The organism is Geothrix sp. 21YS21S-4, assembly GCF_030845995.1.
GTDB lineage: Bacteria > Acidobacteriota > Holophagae > Holophagales > Holophagaceae > Geothrix.
This window is the reverse complement of sequence record NZ_CP132719.1, coordinates 1846094-1867121: the sequence shown is the minus strand read 5'-3', so window position 1 is coordinate 1867121 and position 21028 is coordinate 1846094. Positions and strand designations below refer to the sequence as shown.

Genomic DNA, 21028 nt, shown 5'->3' with positions numbered 1-21028 from the left:
TCCGCTTCCCCGGAATCTCGCGCTCCGCGGCGGAAGGATGAGGTCGAGCCACCTGGTCCTCCTCATCCTGGGCCTCGGGGCCCAGGCGGGGGGCTGGGCGCTGCTTCCCCGCAGCTGGCGGATCCCCGCCGCCGGGGCCGCGGCTCTTCTCGATGCGGCATGGGGCTTCTGGTACCTCCACGATCCCCGCAGCCTCGGCGCCGCGGGCGTGTGGTCGCTGTCGCCGGTGGCCACGTGGCTCGCCTTCCACCTGCTGCTGGCGCCGGTCGTGGGCGTCGAGATCCTGGCCCGGCTGCTGCCCTGGGGCAGGTGGGTGCGCTTTGCGGGCCTGGGGATCCTGCTCGGGGGATCCGCCTGGGGCCTGGGTGAAGCCTATGGTCCGCCCGTGGTGACGGAAGCGACCCTGGCCTTCCCCGACCTGCCGCCGGCCTTCGACGGGTACCGCATCGTCCTGTTCGGGGACATCCACGCCGGCCCCTACGCCGGAACGCGGGTGGTGGGGCGCTGGGCGCGCGCCGTGGCGCGCATCCCGGCGGATCTCGTGGTGGGAGCGGGGGATTTCGTCACCTTCGTCCCCGAGGAAGCCGACCGCACGGTGGTGGCCTTCGCGGACGTGCATCCTCCCGACGGGCGGGTGGGTGTCCTGGGGAACCACGATCAGTACGTCCGCGCGCGGGACGTGGCGGAGCGCCTCCGCCGGGGCGGCTGGACCATCCTCCGCGACGAGGGCCTGGCCATCGAGCGAGCCGGCCAGCGGCTGGTCTTCCTGGGATGCGGGCATCCGAAAGAGGAAGGCGCCACCTACGTTCCGACCTGGCGGGGGAAGCCCTGGCCCGAGGGCTTCCGGATCGGGATCTGCCATGGCCCCGAGCAGTGGCCGGTGCTGAGAGAGGAGGGCGCCCGCCTGACCCTGGCGGCGCATACCCACGGCGGGCAGGTGAACCTCAGTCCCCTGTACAACGCCGCGCTGGAGCGTTCGCCCTACGTCCAGGGCCGGTACGAGAAGGGCGCCGACCGCCTTTTCGTCACGCGGGGGCTGGGCTGCACGGGGCTTCCCATCCGGTTCCGCTGCCGTCCCGAGATCGTCCGCATCACCCTTCGCCGCGGCTGAAAACCCTCGCAGATCCACGGGTCTTCAATGGGGTTAAATTCGTGAAGAATGGGATATTTCAGTCGTTTCATAGACGATTTTTTAGATTCAAACGCAGGAATTTTACACATGCCCATGTGCCGGCGCCTATACTTCCTGGACTAGCCTTCGGGAGATGGGAAGACCATGGAAGCTCCAGCCAGAACGATAGCCATGCCTCGCTTTCTTCAGTTGGAAAACCCCTTCCTGCGACAGGCGGGAAAGCAGGTCATGGACGGCTTTCTGGCCGCCGCCGCCTGGCTGATCGCAGAGGGACTGTGGGCGGGTTCCGGCTGGGATCTGAAGCGGGCGGGGATCTGGGTGCTGATCTCCCTCAGCGTGGGGGGCCTGTATCAATTGACCCGCCACGTCTATCGGATGACCGATCTGCGGGACGCCCTCCGGCTCGGCGTGGCGACGCTGACCCTCGTCGCGCTGGCCTTCCTCCTGCGGGTTCTCACGGGTCCCTTCGGCCTGTATCCGCCTGTCTCCAACATCGCCGTAGGAGCGAGCCTCCTGACCGGCGGGTTCTGGGCGACCCTGCGGATCGGCTGCCGCTGGTGGCGGGACCGCCACACCCACGGCGGGGCCTACAAGGCCGACCAGCGCCGGAGCCGCGCCCTGATCGTGGGGGCGGGGAAGGCCGGGGCCCTGGTCCTTCAGGAACTGCTCCGCCATCCGGAACTGGGGCTGCAGGTGGTGGGCTTCATTGATGATGACGCCGCCATCCACGGCGAGCGGGTCCACGGCCTGCCCATCCTCGGCGGCAGTTCCCGCCTGGAGGAAGTGGTCCGGAAGCATCACGTCACCCACGCCATCCTGGCCCTGCCGAGCGCCCCCGGCCATGTGGTCCGCCGGCTCAACGCCTCCCTCCAGGCGCTCCGGGTTCACATCAAGACGGTGCCGGGACTGTTCAATCTCCTGGGAACCCAGGTCTGGAAACCGGTGATCCGCGACGTGTCCATCGAGGACGTTCTGCGCCGGGAGCCCGTCCACCTCGACACCGCGGCCCTCCTGGAGGCGGTGGAAGGGTCCGTGGTGCTGATCACGGGCGCCGGCGGATCCATCGGCAGCGAATTGGCCCGCCAGATCGCCAGTTTCAAGCCTAAGCACATCGTCCTTCTGGGCCGGGGAGAGAACAGCCTGTGGATGATCCAGCGGGAATTCCAGCGGCTGTTCCCGGATCAGGCTTATTCCCTGGAACTGATGGATATCCGGAAGCGGGCCGGACTCCGGGAAGTCTTCCAGATGTACCGCCCCGACATCGTGATGCACGCGGCCGCGCACAAGCACGTCCCCTTCCTGGAGACGCATCCCGCCGAGGCCGTTCTCAACAACATCTTCGGGACCATGAACGTGGTGGAAGCGGCCCTGGAGTTCAACACGCGCATCCTCGTCAGCATCTCCACGGACAAGGCCGTCAATCCGACCAACGTCCTGGGGGCCTCCAAGCGGATCGCCGAGTGCATCGTCCTGGAGGCCTCCAAGAAGGCCAAGCCGGGCGCCCGGTTCGTCAGCGTCCGCTTCGGGAACGTCCTGGGAAGCCGCGGAAGCGTCGTGCCGGTGTTCAAGGAGCAGATCGAACGCGGCGGGCCCCTCACGGTCACCCACCCCGACATGACCCGGTATTTCATGACCATTCCAGAGGCGAGCCAGCTCGTCCTGCAGGCCGGCCTCCTCGGCGAAACGGGGAAGGTGTACGTGTTGGATATGGGCGAGGCGGTGAAGATTGCGGACCTGGCCTCGGACATGGCGCGGCTGTCGGGGCTCACTCCCGGTCGCGACATCGACATCCAGTTCACGGGCCTCCGGCCCGGCGAGAAGCTGCACGAAGAACTGTTCCTGGACCAGGAGCGGTCGAGCACCAAGCTCCACGCCAAGGTCTTCGAGACGAACCCCCAGGGGATCGATCGGGAAAAGCTGTTCGAGGGATTGGAGGGCTTTCGGAAGGCCGTCAACCTCCCCTTCCGGGACCGCCAGCCGGAGATTGTCCGCCTGCTCCAGTGGATGGTGCCCACCTATACGCCTTCGCTGCTCGGTGTCGCCCGCTACGGCGGCTACGCCTGGAACCGCCGCCAGCTGAACCATCTGCGGTCCCCGGAGGAGCCCTGCCGCCGGAAAAACCCTCCCCACAAGGACGCGACCGCCCCCTGGCTGATCGAAAACAAGTCCAAGATCAGCTGAAGCGAACCAAAAAAAGAAGCCCCGGATCGCTCCGGGGCTTCTTTTTGGCTTCGTGAAATTCAGGAAGTGGCGGGGTGGCGGTGGCGGAGAATGCGGAAAACGGTCAGGTCGACGGCCGGCTGGATGATGGTGAGCCACACGGCGCCGTAGCAGAAGGAGAAGACCACCTTCACCCAATTGGGGGCGGCCGGGATGCTGTTCCGCAGCAGCCATACGGAAAGCACCGCCAGGGAGATGCAGGAGAAGAAAGAGATGTAGAAGGAGGTGCGGAAGGTGCGCTTGCTCACCCCGAGAAGCCTTTCGCAATCCGCGAGGTTCTGATTCCGGCTGACGCGGAAGTAGGCCTGGTAGCCGGAAAGAATGGAGCCAAAGGAGATCCGGGAGCTCTCACGGAACAGGTAGGCGAAGCTGTCGGATTCGAGCGCCTTGGCGAACTGGACGGCCGTTCCGCCCGCGTCGCTGCGTACCACGGTGCCTTCGGTGAGGATCCGCTTGATCCCCTCTCCGTCCGGGACCGGGATGGTGAGACGGCACTGGCTGCCCACTGCGAGCGGAGCCGCGCTGAGGAGCACGCCCCCCAGGCCGATGTTGATGGCCATGGAGTACGCCACCACGCGGCCCAGGGCCACCACCTTCACCTTTTGGGTGAAAGGGATGCGTTGGTAGGTGCGATGGTCCGCAGTCTTGCCCATGATGACTCCCTCGACATCATGATAAGTAGCCGGTGGAGATTCGCAAGGAATGGTATAAAGTTGGCTTGGGTTGGCAACGCTCACCTTTTCGCCGATACGTAGACGGAAGACGTTTTTGTCCGTAGCTGAGGGGTCTCCCAAATGCATGCTGGGAGTATTCAAGTCCGACTGCTGGGCCTCCTCGCCATTGGGGTCTTCTGTTCGCTCATCGCCTGCAGCGGCGGAGGAGGAGGCAGCCCCGCCGCCGCCACTCCGATCACGCCGGGCACCATCACCCTGGGTGTGACCCCCAGCGCCACGGAAATTGACGCCGGGGACACGCTGTCCCTGACCGCCACCGTCAGCGGGACGTCGGACACATCCGTGACCTGGAAAGTGGACGGGATCACGAACGGGAATGCCTCCGTCGGCATCATCAGCGGAAGCGGCACCACCGTGACCTACACGGCCCCGGAAACCGAGGGAAGCCATGTCCTGACAGTGGTCAGCGCCGTGGACGGGAACAAGTCGGCCACATCGGCGGTGAATGTCCGCCTCCGAAACCGGACCAGCGTGAGCGTGAGTCCCACCGCCGCCACCATCAAAACGGGGGCGAACCAGTCGTTCACGGTCACGGTTTCCAATACGTCGAATACGGATGTGACGTGGAGTGTGGATGGCGTCGCTGGAGGCAATGCGACTGCCGGCACCATCAGCGGCACGGGCAGCACCGTGATCTACACCGCGCCGACCGCTGCAGGGACCCATACGTTGAAGGTCGCCAGCGTGGCGGATCCGACCAAGTCGGCCACGTCCACCATCACCGTCCAGGCGCCCGCGGCGAGCGTTAGCGTCGCCCTCAATCCCACCTCCGCCAGCCTCACGACCGGGGGAACCACGTCCTTCACCGCCACCGTGGCGAATGCTTCCAACACCGCGGTCACCTGGGCGGTGGACGGCGTCAGCGGAGGCAATGCCACGGCTGGGACCGTGAGCGGTAGCGGAACGACCGTCACCTACACCGCTCCCGCCAGCGCCGGCACCCACACCCTGACCGCCACCAGTGCCGCCGACACCACTAAATCCGCCTCCGCCGTCCTTACCATTCAGGCCCCCGCGCCCACGGTGGGAGTAACCCTCAACCCCACCGTGGCGAGTCTGATTGCGGGAGGAACCACCTCCTTCACGGCCGCCGTGACGGGCTCTTCCACCACGACCGTGACCTGGGCCGTGGATGGAGTCGTGGGCGGGAATACGACGACGGGGACGGTGACCGGCACCGGTGCCACCGTGACCTACACCGCGCCGGGGACGGCAGGCTCCCATACGCTCACCGCCACGAGCACGGCCGATGCCACCAAGTCGGCCTCCGCCGCCATCACGGTTCAGGCTGTCCCGGTCACGGTCGGAGTCGCGCTCAATCCCGCTTCGGCCAGCCTTCTCGCGGGCAGCACCGCCTCCTTCACCGCGACGGTAACGGGGGCATCTTCCGCCGGAGTCGCGTGGACGGTGGACGGTATAGCCGGCGGAAACGCCACCACCGGCACGATCAGTGGGACCGGCTCGACGGTGACCTATACGGCTCCGGCGGCCGCGGGAACGCACACCTTGAAGGCCACCAGCGCCGCGGATGCCACCAAGTCGGCCACGGCCACCATCACGGTGCAGGCTCCCACGCCCGTGAGCGTCGCCTTGAATCCCAATGCCACCACCTTGGCCGCGGGGGGCACTTCCTCCTTCACGGCCACCGTCTCCAATGCGACCACGACCACCGTCACGTGGACCGTGGATGGCGTTGCCGGTGGAAACGCCACGACGGGCACGGTCTCCGGCACAGGGGCCACCGTCACCTATACGGCTCCGGCGGCCGGTGGGACCCATGTCCTCGTGGCCACCAGCACCGCCGATACGACCAAATCCGCTTCCGCGACCATCACCGTCCAGGCGCCCACGCCGGTGAGTGTGGCTCTCACTCCCACCGCCACCACGGTCGCGTCGGGGGGAACGGCTTCTTTCACCGCTACGGTGTCCAACGCCACCAACGCCGCCGTCACCTGGAAGGTGGACGGTATCGCCGGGGGGAACTCGACCACCGGCACGGTGTCGGGGACGGGCAACACCGTGACGTATACGGCCCCCACGGCGGCGGGAACCCACGCGCTGGTGGCCACCAGTTCGGCCGATGCGACCAAGAGCGCCTCCGCGACCATCACGGTCCAGGCCCCTCCGGTGGGCGTCACGCTGAGCCCCACCACATCCTCCGTGGCCGCGGGCGCGACCCTCGCCTTCACCGCCACCGTTTCCGGCTCCACGGCAGGCGTCACCTGGACCGTGGACGGTGTCGCCGGGGGGAACACCACCACGGGAACCATCGCCGGGAGCGGGACGACGGCCACCTATACCGCGCCCAATGCGGCGGGCACCCATACGGTGGTGGCCACCAGTTCCGCCGATAGCACGAAGAGCGCTTCCGCGACCATCACGGTCCAGGCGCCGGTGGTGACCGTGGCACTGAGTCCCACCACGTCCACCCTGGCTTCCGGGGCCACCCAGTCCTTCGCGGCGACGGTCAGCGGGTCGAGCGCGGGCGTGGCCTGGGCGGTCGATGGAATCACCAACGGCAGCGCCACTGTGGGCACCCTCGCCGTGAACGGGACGGCGGTGGTGTACACGGCGCCGACTGCGGCCGGCACCCACACCATCACGGCCACCAGCCTGACGGATGCCACCAAGAAGGGGTCGGCGGTCGTCACGGTCCAGGCGGCGGCCATCCCCTCGGGCATCATCGTGGCGCCCAACGGCGTCCAGGGGAACGCGGGCACCGTCACCGCCCCCACGACCCTGGAAGGGGCCAAGGCCCTTCTCCAGAGCGCCAGCCGGGCCAGTGCGGGAACGCTCCGCGTCCTGCTCCGCGGCGGCATCTACCCCCGCACCTCCACTTTCAGCCTCACGTCCTCGGATTCGGGCTCCTCCGCCAATCCGGTGGTCTACCAGGCCTATCCCAACGAGACGCCCCGGCTGGTGGGCGGTGTCGCGCTGAACGTCGCCAACGTCAAGCCGGTGGATGGGACGGACGTCAACTGGTCCCGGCTGGATTCCTCCACGCGCTCCAAGATCTACGTGGTGGATCTGTCCGCCTACGCCTCGAACCTGGGTAACCTCACCAGCCGCTCGGATTCCGGCGGCACGGTGAATCAGGCGATGGAGGTCTTCGTCAACGGCGTGCCCCTCACCCTGGCCCGCTATCCCAAGGCGGTGGAAGCCTCTTCCGTGAACCTGGCGACGGAGACCACCATCCGCGTGACGGGCACCCTGTCGCCCGACGTGACCGGCGACTACGCTTACAAGGGCCTGGACAGCCTCGGCCGGCCCTACTACCAGCTCTCCAAGGGCGGCAATCTCTGGTCCATCGCCGCCATCGCGGCGGGAGCAGACTGGCGGATCTCCAACCGCAAGGATCTGGGCGGCACGGGCTCTTCCACCGCCACCTGGGGAACCTGGGATACCTTCGCGGGGCCCGTGGGCGCCTTCGCGCCCCTGTCCGGCGCTTCGGGCACGGCGTTCCTGGCTCCGGCGGACGGCTCGAATCCGGTGCCCGGCTTCCTCCTGATCCGCAGCACCAACGGCACCAACCAGCTCACCGCCCCGGATTCGCGGATGACCCGGTGGCGCGCGGCCGAGGCGATGTACTACGGCCTGGGCTACTACAGCTGGTCGGGCAGCCACAGCGCGCTCACCTCCCTCGATCCCACGACGGGAGCGATGGTTCTCGCGTCGTCCCCCACCTATGGCCTGCGGCTGGGTCAGCCCTTCTTCGTCTATAACCTGCTGGAAGAACTGACGGCCCCCGGCGAGTACTTCATCGATCGCACGAACGCCAAGCTCTACCTGCGTCCCGTGAAGGACCAGGCGCCGACCGAAGTCCTCATCTCCACCCTCCAGACGCCGCTCGTGCAGATGCAGGGGTGCCAGCAGATCACGTGGGACGGGATCACCTTCGAGGGCGCGCGGGACCGCCTGGTCTACGGCAGCAGCTGCACCTCCGTGGCCTTCAAGAACTGCACGTTCCGCAACGCCGGCGGCTACGGGATGCTGCTGAGCGGTTCTTCCAACCTCGTGGACGGCTGCGACTTCCGCGACCTGGGGAAGGGCGGCGTGTGGGTGGCCGGAGGCGACCGGATGAGCCTGACCCGCAGCGGGACCGTGGTGCAGAACTCCGAGTTCCAGGCCTTCGGGCGCCTGTTCTGGACCTACCAGCCCGCCGTCAACATCCAGTCGTTCACCGACTACACCTACAACAACGACGCCATCGGGATCACCGTCCAGAACAACGAGATCCACGATTCGCCGCACGCGGCCATCCTCTACAGTGGGAACGAAAACACCATCCGGTACAACCTCATCTACGACGCCACCCAGTGGACGAACGACGCGGGCGTCATCTACACCACCGGCCGCGAGTGGGGCACGCAGGGGAACCTCATCCAGAACAATCTGATCCGCAACTGCGGCAGCCCGCTGGGGACGGCCCTTTCCGGGATCTACATCGACGGCGTCGGGAGCGGCGTGAAGATCGAGGCGAACATCCTCTACAAGGTCGCTCCCCTCTACGCCATCCAGCACAACGGCGGGCGCAATGTGGAGACCCAATACAACGTCTTCAGCGGCCACTGGTACGGCGTGGACATCAGCAACGTGGGCTTCGAGTTCGTGAACAACACCGCGGGTTCCACCTGGAACCTGCTCGGCAAGCTCCAGCACTTCAACTACCAGTCGGGCGCCTGGGCGACCGCCTATCCCCACGTGGCGCTCATTCCCAACTCCTGGTCCCTGTTGGCGGGCACCAGCTGGCTGGAGCCCGGGGGCTCGGCCTGTTACGGGAACCTCCAGCAGGGCGGTTCCGGAGACGCCTACCGCCAGCACAACTCTGCGACGTCCCTGGCCGCGCCCTTGACCTGGTTCACCAAAGTGGGCGCAAACCTCAGTCAGGCGGACCCCCTGTTCGTCGACCCGGCGAACCTCGACTTCCGCCTCCAGCCCTCCAGCCCGATGTACAGCATCCCCGGCTTCCCGGGAATCGACGTCTCCAAGATCGGGATCCAGCGATAGAACGCGAGGCCTTTCACGTGCGATCTTGCCGGCTGGGTTCTTCTCTTCCGGTGATAAAGGCAGAAAGTCAGCCCTGTTGATAACCCATCACGCTGACTCGGTCATGATGGTCGACCAATGCTTGGCCACTGAACATCCAGCGCGAGATATTGGCGGCTTGAACGGCAGGCAATACGACGACGCCAAAATGAAGCATGGGGGACCAGATGTCTTTTGTGAAAGAGAGAAGGCGAGTCCAGTTTTCACCATCTCGACTTCCATAGAGATTGCAGGAAGGGATCGTTCCACGTGTCACCGCTTCTGAGCTGGTAGAGACAAGTGCCATGCCCGCCGCGTCAGCAGCAAAGAGCGCGCTTCCTTCCGTCGGGTGAAGGCGGTCCCAACGGCCTGTCTTCTTGTCCAATCGGATGAGAAAATTTGGTTCCAGATCTGTATCGGATCCATAGATCAGGCAATCAGGACGGGGCAGGGCGTTGACTGCTCGGACCATTTGATGGCCCCGATCCACCCAATCCAGGCAGCGACCATCTCTAGATAAAGCTGCGATCCCCGGTGTTCTTCCGTAATCGCCAGTCAGAACCCAGTAGTGGTCTGAATAAGGATCTACGACCACATTGTGGACATGATGGATATCCCCCTTGGGAAACTCAAAGAAGGGTTCAAAATGGCAACCACCGTCCTCGGAAACGTAGATGCGCAGTGCTAATTGCTCCATCCCTATTCGACCGTATTCACCGAATAATAATCGGGAGCCATGGGCCGAAAGGGCGATCGGACGAGCTCCGCGAACTACGGACCAGGTCCGGGTCATACGGGACTCTCCTGGGGCTGCTCGATAGATTCCATCTCGAGCGACGGCTATGCGAGTTCCATCATCAAGCACTTGAAAAGCCTGGATATTCACTCTGAACAGGCGAGCGGTAAGAGAGGAACTCAGGGTTAATGGGGCCCACCCGGAAGCAGGCACCCAACAATCCAATGTCCAGTTGGCGCCGCCGTCGTCGGAGCGAAAAATGCGGTATTTGCGGGCTACATACAGCCGGTTTAGTCGGTCGATGAACAGGGCTCGGCCCCGGGTCTCGCCATGGACGGTCATTGGATTGGGGGCGGTCATGGAGCTTCCTTGGGCAGGATCCAGGGGAATTGGCAGTCCGAATCGGCGAAACCCGTCCCCAGCGACTCCAGCAGTCCGGGAAGCTGCTGGCGGCCGGCGGGGAGCTTTCCGTTGCAGTAGAAGCGGGTCAGGCCCTCGGCCTTGCGGATGAACTCGTTGGCGGGATATAGCGCGGCCAGGCGTTCCAGGAGATTCGAGGCCCGGGGCCCGAACCACCGGGCCAGGCGGGGATGGAACACCACTCTTTGGCGGACGGGCTTCACCGTGTAGCCCAGCCGGACCTTGAACCGGTCCACGGTGTCCGGCGCGTCCAGGGAGTGGACCCCGTTGTGGATCATCCGCACGCCCGGCCGCGCCACCAGTTCCTTGGTGGCGTCGAAGATCAAGGCGTTGTTGACGCGCAGGGGAAGGTAGTCGCGGAGGGACTGCTGGTACAGGAGATCCACGCAGTCGTCGATCCGCACGAACATCAGACTCGCGGCGAGGCGTCCCTCCACTTCGGCCCCCCAGACCTCGAATCCTTCCAGATCCGCGGCGGCCTCCACCATCCGTTCCCAGCGGTTCTGGCCCCGGCGGGCGTGGCGGTGCTGCCGCGCGAGCGTGTCCTGCTCGATGGACCAGCCCTCCCGGGCGTAGCGCTCCATGGAGATGGGACCGACGTGGCTGGCTTCCAGCCCGCGGCGGACCTTGGCGCGGATGGAGGGATCCACGTTCTTGAGTCCGTACTCCGGGCGGTCGTAGACGATGTGGTAGCTGCACGAGCCTTCCTCGGCGTCCAGGGGCGTGGAGTAGCGCAGGCCAATGGCTCTCTCCCGCCGGAGGAGATCCAGCAGCTCGTCCTCCTGGGGGCGGATCACCCAGTGGTAGGGGAAGGCCTGGAACACCCGGGGACCCAGGTCGTACCAGTAGCTGCTGGGGGTGCGGACCACCCGGTGCCCCAGCCGGCGCAGCCATTGGGCGAAGGTCTCGGGCGTCACGCGGCCTCTCCCCGGGCGTGGGCCAGCGCGCTCGCCGGCAGGCGGCGAAGGCAGCCCACCAGGTGCGTGGCCCAGTCGCCGCCGTAGGGCACATAGCAGCGGACGGCGTAGCCCTCCGCCACCAGCCGGTCCTGGAGGGCCGGCTTCACGCCGTAGAGCATCTGGAATTCGAACGCCGTCTTCTCCATTCCCATTTGGGCCGCGAGCTCCTGGGCCCAGGCGACGGCTCCGGCGTCGTGGGTGGCGATGGCGGGGAAGACGCCCCGCGCCAGCAGCCGCTCGATGTCCCGCCGGAACGCCGCGTCCACCTCCGCCGCCGACCGGAAAGCGGCCGCCGCGGATTCGCGGTAGCCCCCCTTCACGAGGCGGACGCGGGCGCCCCGTTCCAGCAGGCGGTCGAGGTCCCTTTCGCGGCCCCGCAGGTAGGACTGGATCACCAGGCCCACGGTCCCGGCGCCGTAGTGGTCCTGCATGGCTTCGAAGATTCCCAGCGTCTGGTCCACGTAGACCGCTTCCTCCATGTCGATCCGCACGAATCCGCCCGTCTCGGCGGCGCCGTCGAGCACGCGGCGGAGCTGCGCCAGGCAGAGGTTCGGATCCACGTCGAGGCCGAGCTTGGTGAGCTTCACGGAGACATGGGAATCGAGGCCTTCCGCGCGGATCCGGTGCAGGGCGTCCAGGGCCTCGTCCGCCGCGGCGATTGCCTCGGCCGGGTCCGTCGCGTGCATCCCGTGGAAATTGAGGGAGCCCCGGATTCCCCGCGCATTGAGGCCGCGCACCGCCGCCAGGCCCGCCGAAAGATCGTCCCCACCCACGAACCGCCCGGCGAGATCGCGCAGAACGGGCGTGCCCAGAACGGCTTTGCGGAACCAGGCCTGCCGAGCCAGGACGGAGGCGAGGGTGCGGATCATGGAAGCTCAAGGAAGGGGGCTGGTATCCCCGGGCGGCGGGCTTGAAGCGCGGGGACGAGGCGGAGAGAAGCCGCGCCGGTTCCGCTTGCGTCGAGCACCCATCCCTCGCCCGCCCCGCAGGGAAGCGGGGGGCGCGGTGGGACGCCGCAAATCAGCATGCTCGGCCTCGCGAAGCGCTGAGGACATCGGTGAGAAGAGAAGAGCGCCGCAAGCGACCATCGCCCGGGGCACCGGAGTCCATCCAAGGGAAACTGGGGGGTCGATGTGATCTTACACGCTCGGGAAGGGGTATATGTGTATTTTTTCTTATCCAAGGTTAGCGTGGAATGTCCTCTTCGCCAGAGGAAAGCGAAATGCTTCTTCTCTCCAGGCAAATTCATCCGGTGGGAGGTCGGCGGAGGCGGCGGAAGCATATGGGATCCGGAAAGGATCTTTGGCGAAGGTTGACAAACCAGGTTTACATGAGGAAAAAATGGATGAACATGTCTTGGTATCTCTGTCTCAACCTACCCGGCCCCGGGGATCTCCCCCGGGCCGATTCCCTCCACCCGCCGACGCCCGAGATCCCATGAATCGAGCCGAGTCCTTCCCGTCCGCCGCGGGGTGCCCATGAACACGGAATTGTTCGCAGAATGGCTGCGCCGCCGGGGCCACCGGGTGGTGCGGACGGAGAGCAGCCACTGGTACAACGCCGCTCCCGGCGTGTTCCAGGCCTTCCCCTACCACTGGACCATCACCCCCAGCGAAGCCGAAGTCCGGGAGCTGATGCTCCGCCACGGCGGCTTGGCCCTCCGCTACTCCGCGCCCTTCGACGCGCCGCGGGGAGTGGCCAGCTACCACGTCGTGGTGAACGAGCCCTATTCGCTGGATCACCTGAAACCCCAGGCTCGCAATGGGATCCGCGCAGGCCTGGGCCGCTTCGGGATCGAGCGGATCTCCTTCGAGCGGCTGGCGACGGAGGGCTGGGCCCTTCAGCAGGACACCTTGGCCCGCCAGGAGCGGGTGCGCAGCATGACCGAAGCGGATTGGCGGCGGACCTGCGCGGCCGCGTCGGGACTGCCGGGGTTCGAGGCCTGGGCGGCGACCTCCAACGGTGAGCTGGCCGCGGCCCTCATGAGCGTGCGGCAGGGCACGGTCTTCTCCGTCCCCTTCGCCCTCAGCCACCGGCGCTTCCTGGCGGAGCACGTGAACAACGCGCTGTTCTACGCGGTGAGCCGGGAGCTGCTGCAGCGCGAAGGCGTGGAAGGGATCTTCTACACCGTGCAGTCCCTGGACGCGCCCTCGAACGTGGACGAGTTCAAGTTCCGGATGGGGCTCCGGCCCAAGCTGGTCCGCCAGTGCGTCGACTTCAATCCCCTGATCCGGCCCTTCGCCCTGCCTGCCGTCCACCGCTGGACGCAGAGGCTGCTCGACCGCGATCCCTCCAATCCTTCCCTCGCCAAGGCGGAGGGGATGATGCGCTTCTACCTCGAGGGCCTCAAGCCCCTGGAAGATCAGGTGTGGCCTCCGCGGCTTGAGCCCGAGCGCCGCCGGTTGGTGCCGGAGCCCGCGCTCCTGGCGGACGCCAAGAGCTTCCAGGTGACCACGGCCACGCGCCTGGACCTCAACGCCCTGGTGGACCTCCACGTGAGGTGCTTCACCGGGCACGACCACATCCCGGTCCGCCTGGGGAAGGCGTTCATCGAGGCCGTGTACCGGTGGTTCCTGGCCTCCCCCGACATCTGCGTCCTGGTGGCGCGGCAGGGGGAGCGGATCATCGGATTCACCACCCTGGCCGATCGGCCCTACAACCTGCCCATGATGCGGGCCTGCCGCCGCGAACTCATCCGGGGCTGCCTGCGCCATCCCGGTGCCCTTTTCCACCGGGAGATCGTCGGGCGGGCGCTGCGCATGTTCGCCCGGAGCAAGCCGCAGGCCCAGGAACAGAAAGTGGCCCAGATCGCCTTCACGGCCGTGGATGAGGACTACCGGAGGCTGGGGGTGGGGAAGGCCCTCAAGGACGCCTCGATCCGCGTCTGTCGCGAGCGCGGGATGGCGGCCGTCACCACGGGGGTCCGCCGCAAGAATCACCGCGCCCGCCAGCTCAACGAGCGCGCGGGTTTCGTCGAAGTTCCCGCCCAGAGCACCGACCGCCTCATCCACCTCCGCCTGGAGTTGCGTCCGCCCCTTCCTTCCGAAGAGGCGACGGCCCCGGGCATCCAGCGGAGGGAGCGCCGGGCCCGGGTCCGGTTGCCCCACTTGGCCCTCTCGCAGCCGGTGTGGGCCAGCGATCGAGGGGGCGAATTCACTTCTCCCGGAACCTTTTCCCACGGAACCCGAGCATGACCTCTCCCCCACTCCGCGAGCGCTTTGAAACGGCGGCGGGCCTCGGCCACGTCCTGATCATCACGCCCTATTTCGCGCCGATCCCCAGTGCTTCCACCGACCTGATGAAGGCCCTGGCGGAGGGGCTGGCGGAGGAGGGACTGAAAGTCACCGTCCTGACCAACGGACCCGCCCTGGCGGCCCGTCCGGTGATGACGGACCATCCCCGGCTGAAGGGCCGGATCCACCGGGCCTGGAACCCCTTCCTCCGGCGCCTGGGCATGTTCCACAAGTTCGGGGAATACCTCTGGTTCATGGCCTTCTTCCTGCTGCGGGGGCTCGCGGTACGGGACGTGGATCTGATCTTCGTGGCCTCCACGCCGCCCCTGGCGGGGCTGCCCGCGGCCCTGCTCGCCCGGCTGAAGGGCGCGAAGCTGGTCTACAACCTCCAGGACATCTTCCCCGATTCGGCGGTGGTGGCCGGGCTGCTCACCGGAAACGGCCGGCTCTACCGCTGGCTGCGGAAGGCGGAGGAGGCCACCTACCGCGTGTCCGACCTCGTGGCTTCCATCAGCCCCGCCTTCTCGGACTACGTCCAGCGGACCGTCCCGGGCACGCAGGTGGCCACGATCCCCAACTGGGTGGACACCGATCACATCCAGCCGGGGGACAGCCCCGCCAGCACGGCTTTCCGCCGCGGCGGCGTGTTCGTGGTCCAGTACGCGGGAACCATCGGCCTGATGCAGAACCTCGAATCCGTGGTCCTGGCGGCGGAGTGCCTGAAGGAGATCCCGGACATCCGGTTCGTGTTCATCGGCGATGGGAACGCGAAGCGCGCCCTGGAGGAGCTGGCGAAGGAGCGGGGCCTTTCGAACTGCGTGTTCCTCCCCCTCCAGCCCCTGGACCAGGTGCCCTTCGTCTACAACGCCTGCAACCTCGGCGTGATCCCCCTCAAGCCCGGCGCGGCCCGGATCGCCGTCCCCAGCAAGACCTGGAACTACCTCGCCGCGGGCCGCCCGGTCGTCGGCTGCGTGGAGGAGGACAGCCCCCTCGCCGTCGCCATCCGGGAGAGCCGCTCGGGCGCGGTCGTTCCGCCCTGCGATCCCGCCCGCCTGGCGCAGGTGATCCTCGAATACCGCAACGCGCCGGAGCGCGTGCGGCAGGAGGGCCGCCAGGGCCGCGACTACGTGGAGGCCCACCTCTCCCGCCGGTCCGCGATCCGGCACTACCTCCAGACCTTCGACCACCTTCTCGCCCAACCCGCCGGAGGCATCTGATGAATCCCCTTTCCGTCCCCGACTCTCCCCGGGCCTCCGTCTCCGAGGATCGTCCCGCGCGGACCGACTTTCTCGCCTACAATCCGCCCACCATCGGCGACGCCGAGCGGGCGGAGGTGATGGACACCCTCCAGTCGCCCTGGGTCACCACGGGCCCCAAGACCCACGCTTTCGAAGGGGCGCTGAAGGACTACCTCCAGGCTCCCGGCGTGGTGGCCCTCAACTCCTGCACCGCGGGGCTCCACGTGGCTCTGGTGGCGCTGGGCGTGGGACCCGGCGATGAAGTGATCGTTCCCTCCATGACGTTCTGCGCCACCGCCAACGTGGTGGAGCACGTCGGCGCGAAGCCCGTGCTGGTGGACGTCTCCCCCGATTCGCTCACCCTGTCGCCGGAGGCCGTCCGCGCCGCCATCACGCCCCGCACCAAGGTGCTACTTCCCGTCCACTACGCGGGCCACCCGGCGGCGATGGACGAGCTGGACGCCCTTGCCGAGGAGCACGGCCTCGCCGTCCTCGAGGACGCAGCCCACGCCATTCCCACGCACTACAAGGGCCGGCTCGTCGGGTCCCGCGCGAACCTGGCGGCGTTCAGCTTCTACGCCACGAAGAACCTCACCACCATCGAAGGGGGCTGCGTCACGGGCGATCCCGCCCTCGTCGAGAAGTGCCGCATCATCGGGCACCACGGGATGAACCGCGACGCGTGGAAGCGCTTCGATCGGTCGGGCTCGTGGTACTACGAGGTCGTCCTGCCCGGCTTCAAGTACAACATGACCGACGTGCAGGCCTCCATCGGCCTCCAGCAGCTGAAGCGCCTCGAAGCGTTCCAGCGGCGGCGGCGGGAAGTGGTGGCCCGCTACGCCGCGGGCTTCGCGGATTTGGCCGCCCTCCAGCTCCCCGTGGAGCTGCCCTGGGCGGAATCCAGCTGGCACCTCTACGTCCTGCGTTTGCGCCCGGAGCTGCTGCGGATCGACCGCAACGCGTTCATCGATGAGCTGAAGGCCCGCAACATCGGCACCTCGGTCCACTACCTGCCGGTCCACATGCACCCCTTCTACCGCGATAAGTACGGGTACCTGCCCGAGGCCCTGCCCGTGGCCGCCGACGCCTATTCCCGGATGCTGAGCGTGCCGCTCCATCCCGGGCTGACGGACGAGGATGTGGACGACGTCATCCACGCCGTCCGGCGCCTGGTCCTGGCGAACCTGGCGTAACCATGGCGAAGCGGGTCTTCGACGTCTTCTGGTCGGCCTTGGGGTTGGCCCTCCTGTGGCCCCTCCTGCTGGTGGCGGCGTGCGCGGTGAAGCTGGAGGACGGCGGGCCGATCTTCTTCCGCCAGGTCCGCGTGGGCCGGGGCGGAAAGCCGTTCCGCATCTGGAAATTCCGCACCATGGTGGTGGATGCCGACCGCCAGGGCCGCGCCATCACCGTGGGGCGGGACCCGCGGATCACCCGTGTGGGCGCTTGGCTGCGGGACACCAAGCTCGACGAGCTGCCTCAACTGCTGAACGTCCTCGTGGGCGAGATGAGCCTGGTGGGACCGAGGCCCGAAGTCCCGCGCTACGTGGCTTTCTACAGCGATGCCGAGCAGGCGATCCTGGGCCTGCGCCCGGGGATCACGGACCTGGCCTCCATCAAGTACCGCAGCGAGAGCGAGCTGCTGGCCGAGGCGGAAAACCCCGACGAGACCTACGTCCGGGTGCTCCTTCCCGACAAGATCCGGATCAACCTCGCCTACGCTTCCCGCGCCAGCGTGGCGTCGGATTTCCTGGTGATCCTCGCCACGCTCCGGCTGTTCCCCCCCGCGCGGATCCACGGCGGGATCGCGTAGGGGACGCATTCGCGTTCAAAAGATGAAGATCACCACCAAGACACCTGAGTGTCTGGATGATGAGAAGGCGCTGGATGAAAGCCGGGGTGTCGAGGGCCTTCAGGCTTTCCGCCACACGACGCGGTTCACGTAGTCCACGTAGCTGTGGATGGCGCGGACCACGGTCTCGGAAACCTGCGGCGCGTCGTAGTCCTTGACGATCCGGGTCCGGCGGCCGGCGCGGATGGAGGCGGAGCGGAGGACCTGGATGGCCTGCTCCACGCGGTCGATCTCCATTCCCGCGAGAATCACGGCCCCTTCCTCCATGCCTTCGGGTCGCTCGTGGGCCTCCCGGATATTGATGGCGGGGAAATCCAGGATGGAGGATTCCTCCGTGATGGTGCCGCTGTCGGAAAGCACCAGCAGGGCCTTCTGCTGGAGCTTGACGTAATCGAAGTAGCCGAACGGCTTCGCCAGCTCCACACCCGCCGCCGTGGCCGCGCCCGTCGCCTCCAGCCGCTTCCGCGTGCGGGGGTGGGCGGAGACGATCACCCGTTTCCCGTGGGTCTCGGCCAGGTGGTTGAGCAGCGCGACGAACTTCGGCAGATTGACGTCGGAATCGACGTTCTCCTCGCGATGGCAGCTGACGAGGAAGTAGTCCTCGGGCTTCAGTCCCAGCCGCGCGAGGACGTCCGATCCCTCGATGCCGTCGCGGTAGTCGTGGAGCACCTCGTACATGGGACTGCCCGTCTTGATGATGCGATCCGTGGGCAGGCCTTCGCGGAGGAGGTTCTCCCGGGCGTGGGAGCTGTAGGGTAGGTTGATGTCGGCGAGGTGGTCCACCACCTTGCGGTTGGATTCCTCGGGCACCCGCTGGTCGAAGCAGCGGTTTCCCGCCTCCATGTGGAAGATGGGGATCTTGCGGCGCTTGGCGGGCAGCACGGACAGGCAGCTGTTGGTGTCGCCCAGCACCAGCAGGGCGTCGGGGCGGCACTCCTCCAGGACGGGATCCACGCGGGAGATGATGTGCCCGATGGTCTCCGCCAGCCTGGCGCCGGCGGCCTCCAGGAAGTGGTCCGGCCGGCGGAGGCCGAGATCCTCGAAGAACACTTGGTTCAGTTCGTAGTCGTAGTTCTGGCCGGTGTGGACGAGGATGTGGTCCGTCGTCTCCTCCAGGCGGGTGATGACCCGGGACAGCCGGATGATCTCCGGCCGGGTTCCCACCACCGTGAGCACGCGCAGTTTCTTCATCGCGCGGGCTCCGGCTGCAGCCCGCGTTCCGCGAGGGCCTCGCGGACGCATTCGAGGGTCAGCAGCAGGTCCTTGATCTCGGGAACGGAGAGTCGCTGGGCATTGTGGGAGTGGTACTCCTCGCTCTGGGAGACTTCGAGGTTGCCCACGGAAAAGTACTTCGAATAGTTGAGGTCGCGGGAGTCGGCGGGGACGCGGAAGTAGTCGTCCAGGTCCTCCGCGCGGACGCGCTCCTCGCGGGAAAGCAGGCTCTCGTAGCGCTTCTCGCCGTGGCGGGTGCCGATCACCTGGATCTCGCTGTCGGACTGGAGCAGCTCCTTGATGGCGAGGGCCAGGTCCCCGATGGTGGAGGCCGGGGCCTTCCGCACGAAGGTGTCCCCTTGGTGCCCGTGGGAGAAGGCGAATTCCACCAGCTCCACGGCGGTGTCGAGGTGCATCAGGAACCGCGTCATGTCCGGATCCGTCACGGTGAGGGGCTTGCCCGCGCGGATCTGATCGAGGAAGAGGGGGATGACGGAGCCCCGCGAGGCCATCACGTTCCCGTAGCGGGTCACGCAGATCACGGGCCCCTTGGCGCTGATGTTCCGCGATTCGGCGAGGGCCACCTTTTCCATCATCGCTTTGGAGATTCCCATGGCGTTGATGGGGTAGACGGCCTTGTCCGTGCTGAGGCAGACGACCCGCTTCACTTCGGACTGGACCGCGGCCTGGAGCAGGTTGGAGGTCCCGAGGACGTTGGTCCGCACAGCCTCCATCGGGTAGAACTCGCAGGAGGGCACCTGCTTCAGGGCCGCGGCATGGAAGACGTAGTCCACCCCGCGCAATGCGGAGGACACGCTTCCCGGATCGCGGATGTCGCCGATGTAGTACTTGATCCGGTTGTCCTTGTAGAAGTGCCGCATGTCGTCCTGCTTCTTCTCGTCCCGGCTGAAGATCCGGATCTCGCCGATGTCCGTGGCGAGGTACTTTCGCAGCACGACATTTCCGAACGAGCCCGTGCCGCCCGTGATCAGGAGCGTGGCGTTCTTCAGATCGAGATGGCTGGACAAGAGTCCTCCGGCTCGGATTGGGAATGGGGGATGTGTTTCGAGATGATTTCGTATGCTTTGCCGGAAGTAAAATGCGATTCCAGGTAGCGCCGGCCCGCAGCGCCCATGCGCGCACGCAGTTCGGGATCGCCGGCGAGGCGGTCCAGGTGGGCTTGGAAGAGGTCGAGGTCGCCCGCGCGGGACCACAGCCCCGCCTGGGCGTCGTCCAGCATGTGGCCGAAGTCCGTGGCGTGATCCAGGGCGGCGAGGACGGGCATCCGGATCTCGAAGTAGGACAGCACCCGGGACGGGAAGTTGGGGATGGTGAACCGGGGGTCCAGGCAGACCAGCCCGATGTCACATTCGCGGGCCAGCGCCTCGTATTCGGGCCGGGGCAGGTGGGGGATCTGGGTCACGTTGGCGAGGCCCTTGGCGGCGACGGCGTCCGCCAGCCGGCGGCGCTCGGTCCCTCGGCCCACCAGCAGGAAGTGGAGGCCCGGGCGGTCGCGGTTGGCCTCGAACACGCGGAGAAGGAAATCCAGGCCCTGCGGGACGCCCAGGTTGCCGCCGTAGAGGACCACGACGGCGTCCTCCGGAATCCCGTGCTTGCGGCGCAGGGGTCCCGGCCTCCCCAGGCCCCGGTCAGGGCCCGGCGTGCGGGTATTGGGCAGCACTTCCAGCCGGCCGGGGGCGATCTCCGGGCTCTGCTGGCGGAGGAAGGCGACGTTGGCGGGCGACATGCACCCGATCACGTCCGACGCGGCGTAGAGCTCGCGTTCCTGCCGCTTGAAGAAGGCGTACAGCAGCGGATTCCGGATGATCCCGAGGTCTTTGGCGTTCTGGGGAAAGATGTCCTTCAGCATCAGGTAGGTCTTCGCCCAGGGCTGGACCCGCCGCAGCCCCCGGATGACCCGGGAGAAGGTGACCGGCGGTGCCGCGTAGATCACCAGGTCGTAGCGGCGCTCCGGCAGGTACTGGGCCATGGCGCGGCGGAATAGCCAGGGAAGGGTCACCATGCTCAGCCCCTTCTCGTAGGTGCCCACGTCGTAGATGTTCCCCGTGCGGACGCGGAGCACCTGGAAGGGCCCTTCCTCCACGAGCCGGGTGGGACGGCCGTACCTGCGCTCGTCGACGGTGATCACGTCCACCCGGTGGCCCCGCCGGCAGAACTCTTCCATGAGCTGCATCAGGTCGGAAGGCGAGGCGGGCTGCGTGGGCAGGGGGAAGCGGAGGGTGAGGTAGAGGATGTTCATGGGCGGGCAT

At 66.9% G+C, this 21028-nt stretch carries 14 protein-coding genes; 7 read left to right on the top strand and 7 right to left on the bottom strand.

The annotated features are described in order from the left end of the window. Nucleotides 1-37 precede the first annotated feature (37 nt). Entirely contained in the window at nucleotides 38-1111 is a 1074-nt protein-coding gene (locus RAH39_RS08425; RefSeq protein ID WP_306589646.1) for a metallophosphoesterase, read from the top strand. A 192-nt stretch (nucleotides 1112-1303) separates the two neighbouring features. After that, nucleotides 1304-3313, top strand: coding sequence for a polysaccharide biosynthesis protein (locus RAH39_RS08420; protein ID WP_306589645.1), 2010 nt, complete (start codon nucleotides 1304-1306; stop codon nucleotides 3311-3313). A gap of 59 nt (nucleotides 3314-3372) precedes the next feature. Here the strand turns inward: RAH39_RS08420 and RAH39_RS08415 are convergent, their stop codons facing one another. Next, nucleotides 3373-4005, bottom strand: a complete 633-nt coding sequence (locus tag RAH39_RS08415; protein WP_306589644.1) for a PilZ domain-containing protein — start codon at nucleotides 4003-4005, stop codon at nucleotides 3373-3375. A 141-nt stretch (nucleotides 4006-4146) separates the two neighbouring features. On the opposite strand from RAH39_RS08415, the gene RAH39_RS08410 reads away from it, so the two are divergent. Further along, nucleotides 4147-9093, top strand: a complete 4947-nt coding sequence (locus tag RAH39_RS08410; protein ID WP_306589643.1) for a right-handed parallel beta-helix repeat-containing protein — start codon at nucleotides 4147-4149, stop codon at nucleotides 9091-9093. A 67-nt stretch (nucleotides 9094-9160) separates the two neighbouring features. On the opposite strand, the gene RAH39_RS08405 is transcribed toward RAH39_RS08410, so the two are convergent. Genes RAH39_RS08405 through RAH39_RS08395 form a run of 3 tightly spaced genes read right to left on the bottom strand, consistent with a single transcriptional unit; the run spans nucleotide 9161 to nucleotide 12095 of the window. Further along, on the bottom strand, nucleotides 9161-10207 hold the full coding sequence (locus RAH39_RS08405) for a beta propeller repeat protein (protein ID WP_306589642.1): 1047 nt from the start codon (nucleotides 10205-10207) through the stop codon (nucleotides 9161-9163). After that, nucleotides 10204-11184, bottom strand: a complete 981-nt coding sequence (locus RAH39_RS08400; RefSeq protein WP_306589641.1) for a hypothetical protein — start codon at nucleotides 11182-11184, stop codon at nucleotides 10204-10206. The genes RAH39_RS08405 and RAH39_RS08400 overlap by 4 nt, the downstream gene beginning before the upstream one ends. Further along, entirely contained in the window at nucleotides 11181-12095 is a 915-nt protein-coding gene (locus tag RAH39_RS08395; protein WP_306589640.1) for a proline dehydrogenase family protein, read from the bottom strand. The genes RAH39_RS08400 and RAH39_RS08395 overlap by 4 nt, the downstream gene beginning before the upstream one ends. A 609-nt stretch (nucleotides 12096-12704) precedes the next feature. Here RAH39_RS08395 and RAH39_RS08390 point away from each other — a divergent pair. Genes RAH39_RS08390 through RAH39_RS08375 form a run of 4 tightly spaced genes read left to right on the top strand, consistent with a single transcriptional unit; the run spans nucleotide 12705 to nucleotide 17507 of the window. Then, complete coding sequence (locus tag RAH39_RS08390; protein ID WP_306589639.1) at nucleotides 12705-14420, top strand: GNAT family N-acetyltransferase; 1716 nt, start codon at nucleotides 12705-12707, stop codon at nucleotides 14418-14420. Beyond that, entirely contained in the window at nucleotides 14417-15676 is a 1260-nt protein-coding gene (locus tag RAH39_RS08385; RefSeq protein ID WP_306589638.1) for a glycosyltransferase family 4 protein, read from the top strand. The genes RAH39_RS08390 and RAH39_RS08385 overlap by 4 nt, the downstream gene beginning before the upstream one ends. Then, nucleotides 15676-16890: a DegT/DnrJ/EryC1/StrS family aminotransferase gene (locus tag RAH39_RS08380; protein WP_306589637.1), complete on the top strand. Its 1215-nt coding sequence runs from the start codon at nucleotides 15676-15678 to the stop codon at nucleotides 16888-16890. Before RAH39_RS08385 ends, RAH39_RS08380 begins: the two co-directional genes overlap by 1 nt. A gap of 2 nt (nucleotides 16891-16892) precedes the next feature. Further along, nucleotides 16893-17507 carry a sugar transferase gene (locus RAH39_RS08375; protein WP_306589636.1) on the top strand — a complete coding sequence of 205 codons (615 nt, stop codon included), beginning with the start codon at nucleotides 16893-16895 and terminating at the stop codon, nucleotides 17505-17507. 99 nt (nucleotides 17508-17606) lie between these two features. Here the strand turns inward: RAH39_RS08375 and wecB are convergent, their stop codons facing one another. The 3 genes from wecB to RAH39_RS08360 are packed head-to-tail and all read right to left on the bottom strand — an operon-like array spanning nucleotide 17607 to nucleotide 21018. Beyond that, nucleotides 17607-18737, bottom strand: coding sequence for a non-hydrolyzing UDP-N-acetylglucosamine 2-epimerase (gene wecB / locus RAH39_RS08370; protein WP_306589635.1), 1131 nt, complete (start codon nucleotides 18735-18737; stop codon nucleotides 17607-17609). Beyond that, a complete protein-coding gene (locus RAH39_RS08365; protein ID WP_306589634.1) occupies nucleotides 18734-19786 on the bottom strand; it encodes a polysaccharide biosynthesis protein in 1053 nt (350 codons plus the stop codon). The genes wecB and RAH39_RS08365 overlap by 4 nt, the downstream gene beginning before the upstream one ends. After that, nucleotides 19765-21018 carry a glycosyltransferase family 4 protein gene (locus tag RAH39_RS08360; RefSeq protein WP_306589633.1) on the bottom strand — a complete coding sequence of 418 codons (1254 nt, stop codon included), beginning with the start codon at nucleotides 21016-21018 and terminating at the stop codon, nucleotides 19765-19767. Before RAH39_RS08360 ends, RAH39_RS08365 begins: the two co-directional genes overlap by 22 nt. Between the last annotated feature and the right edge of the window lie 10 nt (nucleotides 21019-21028).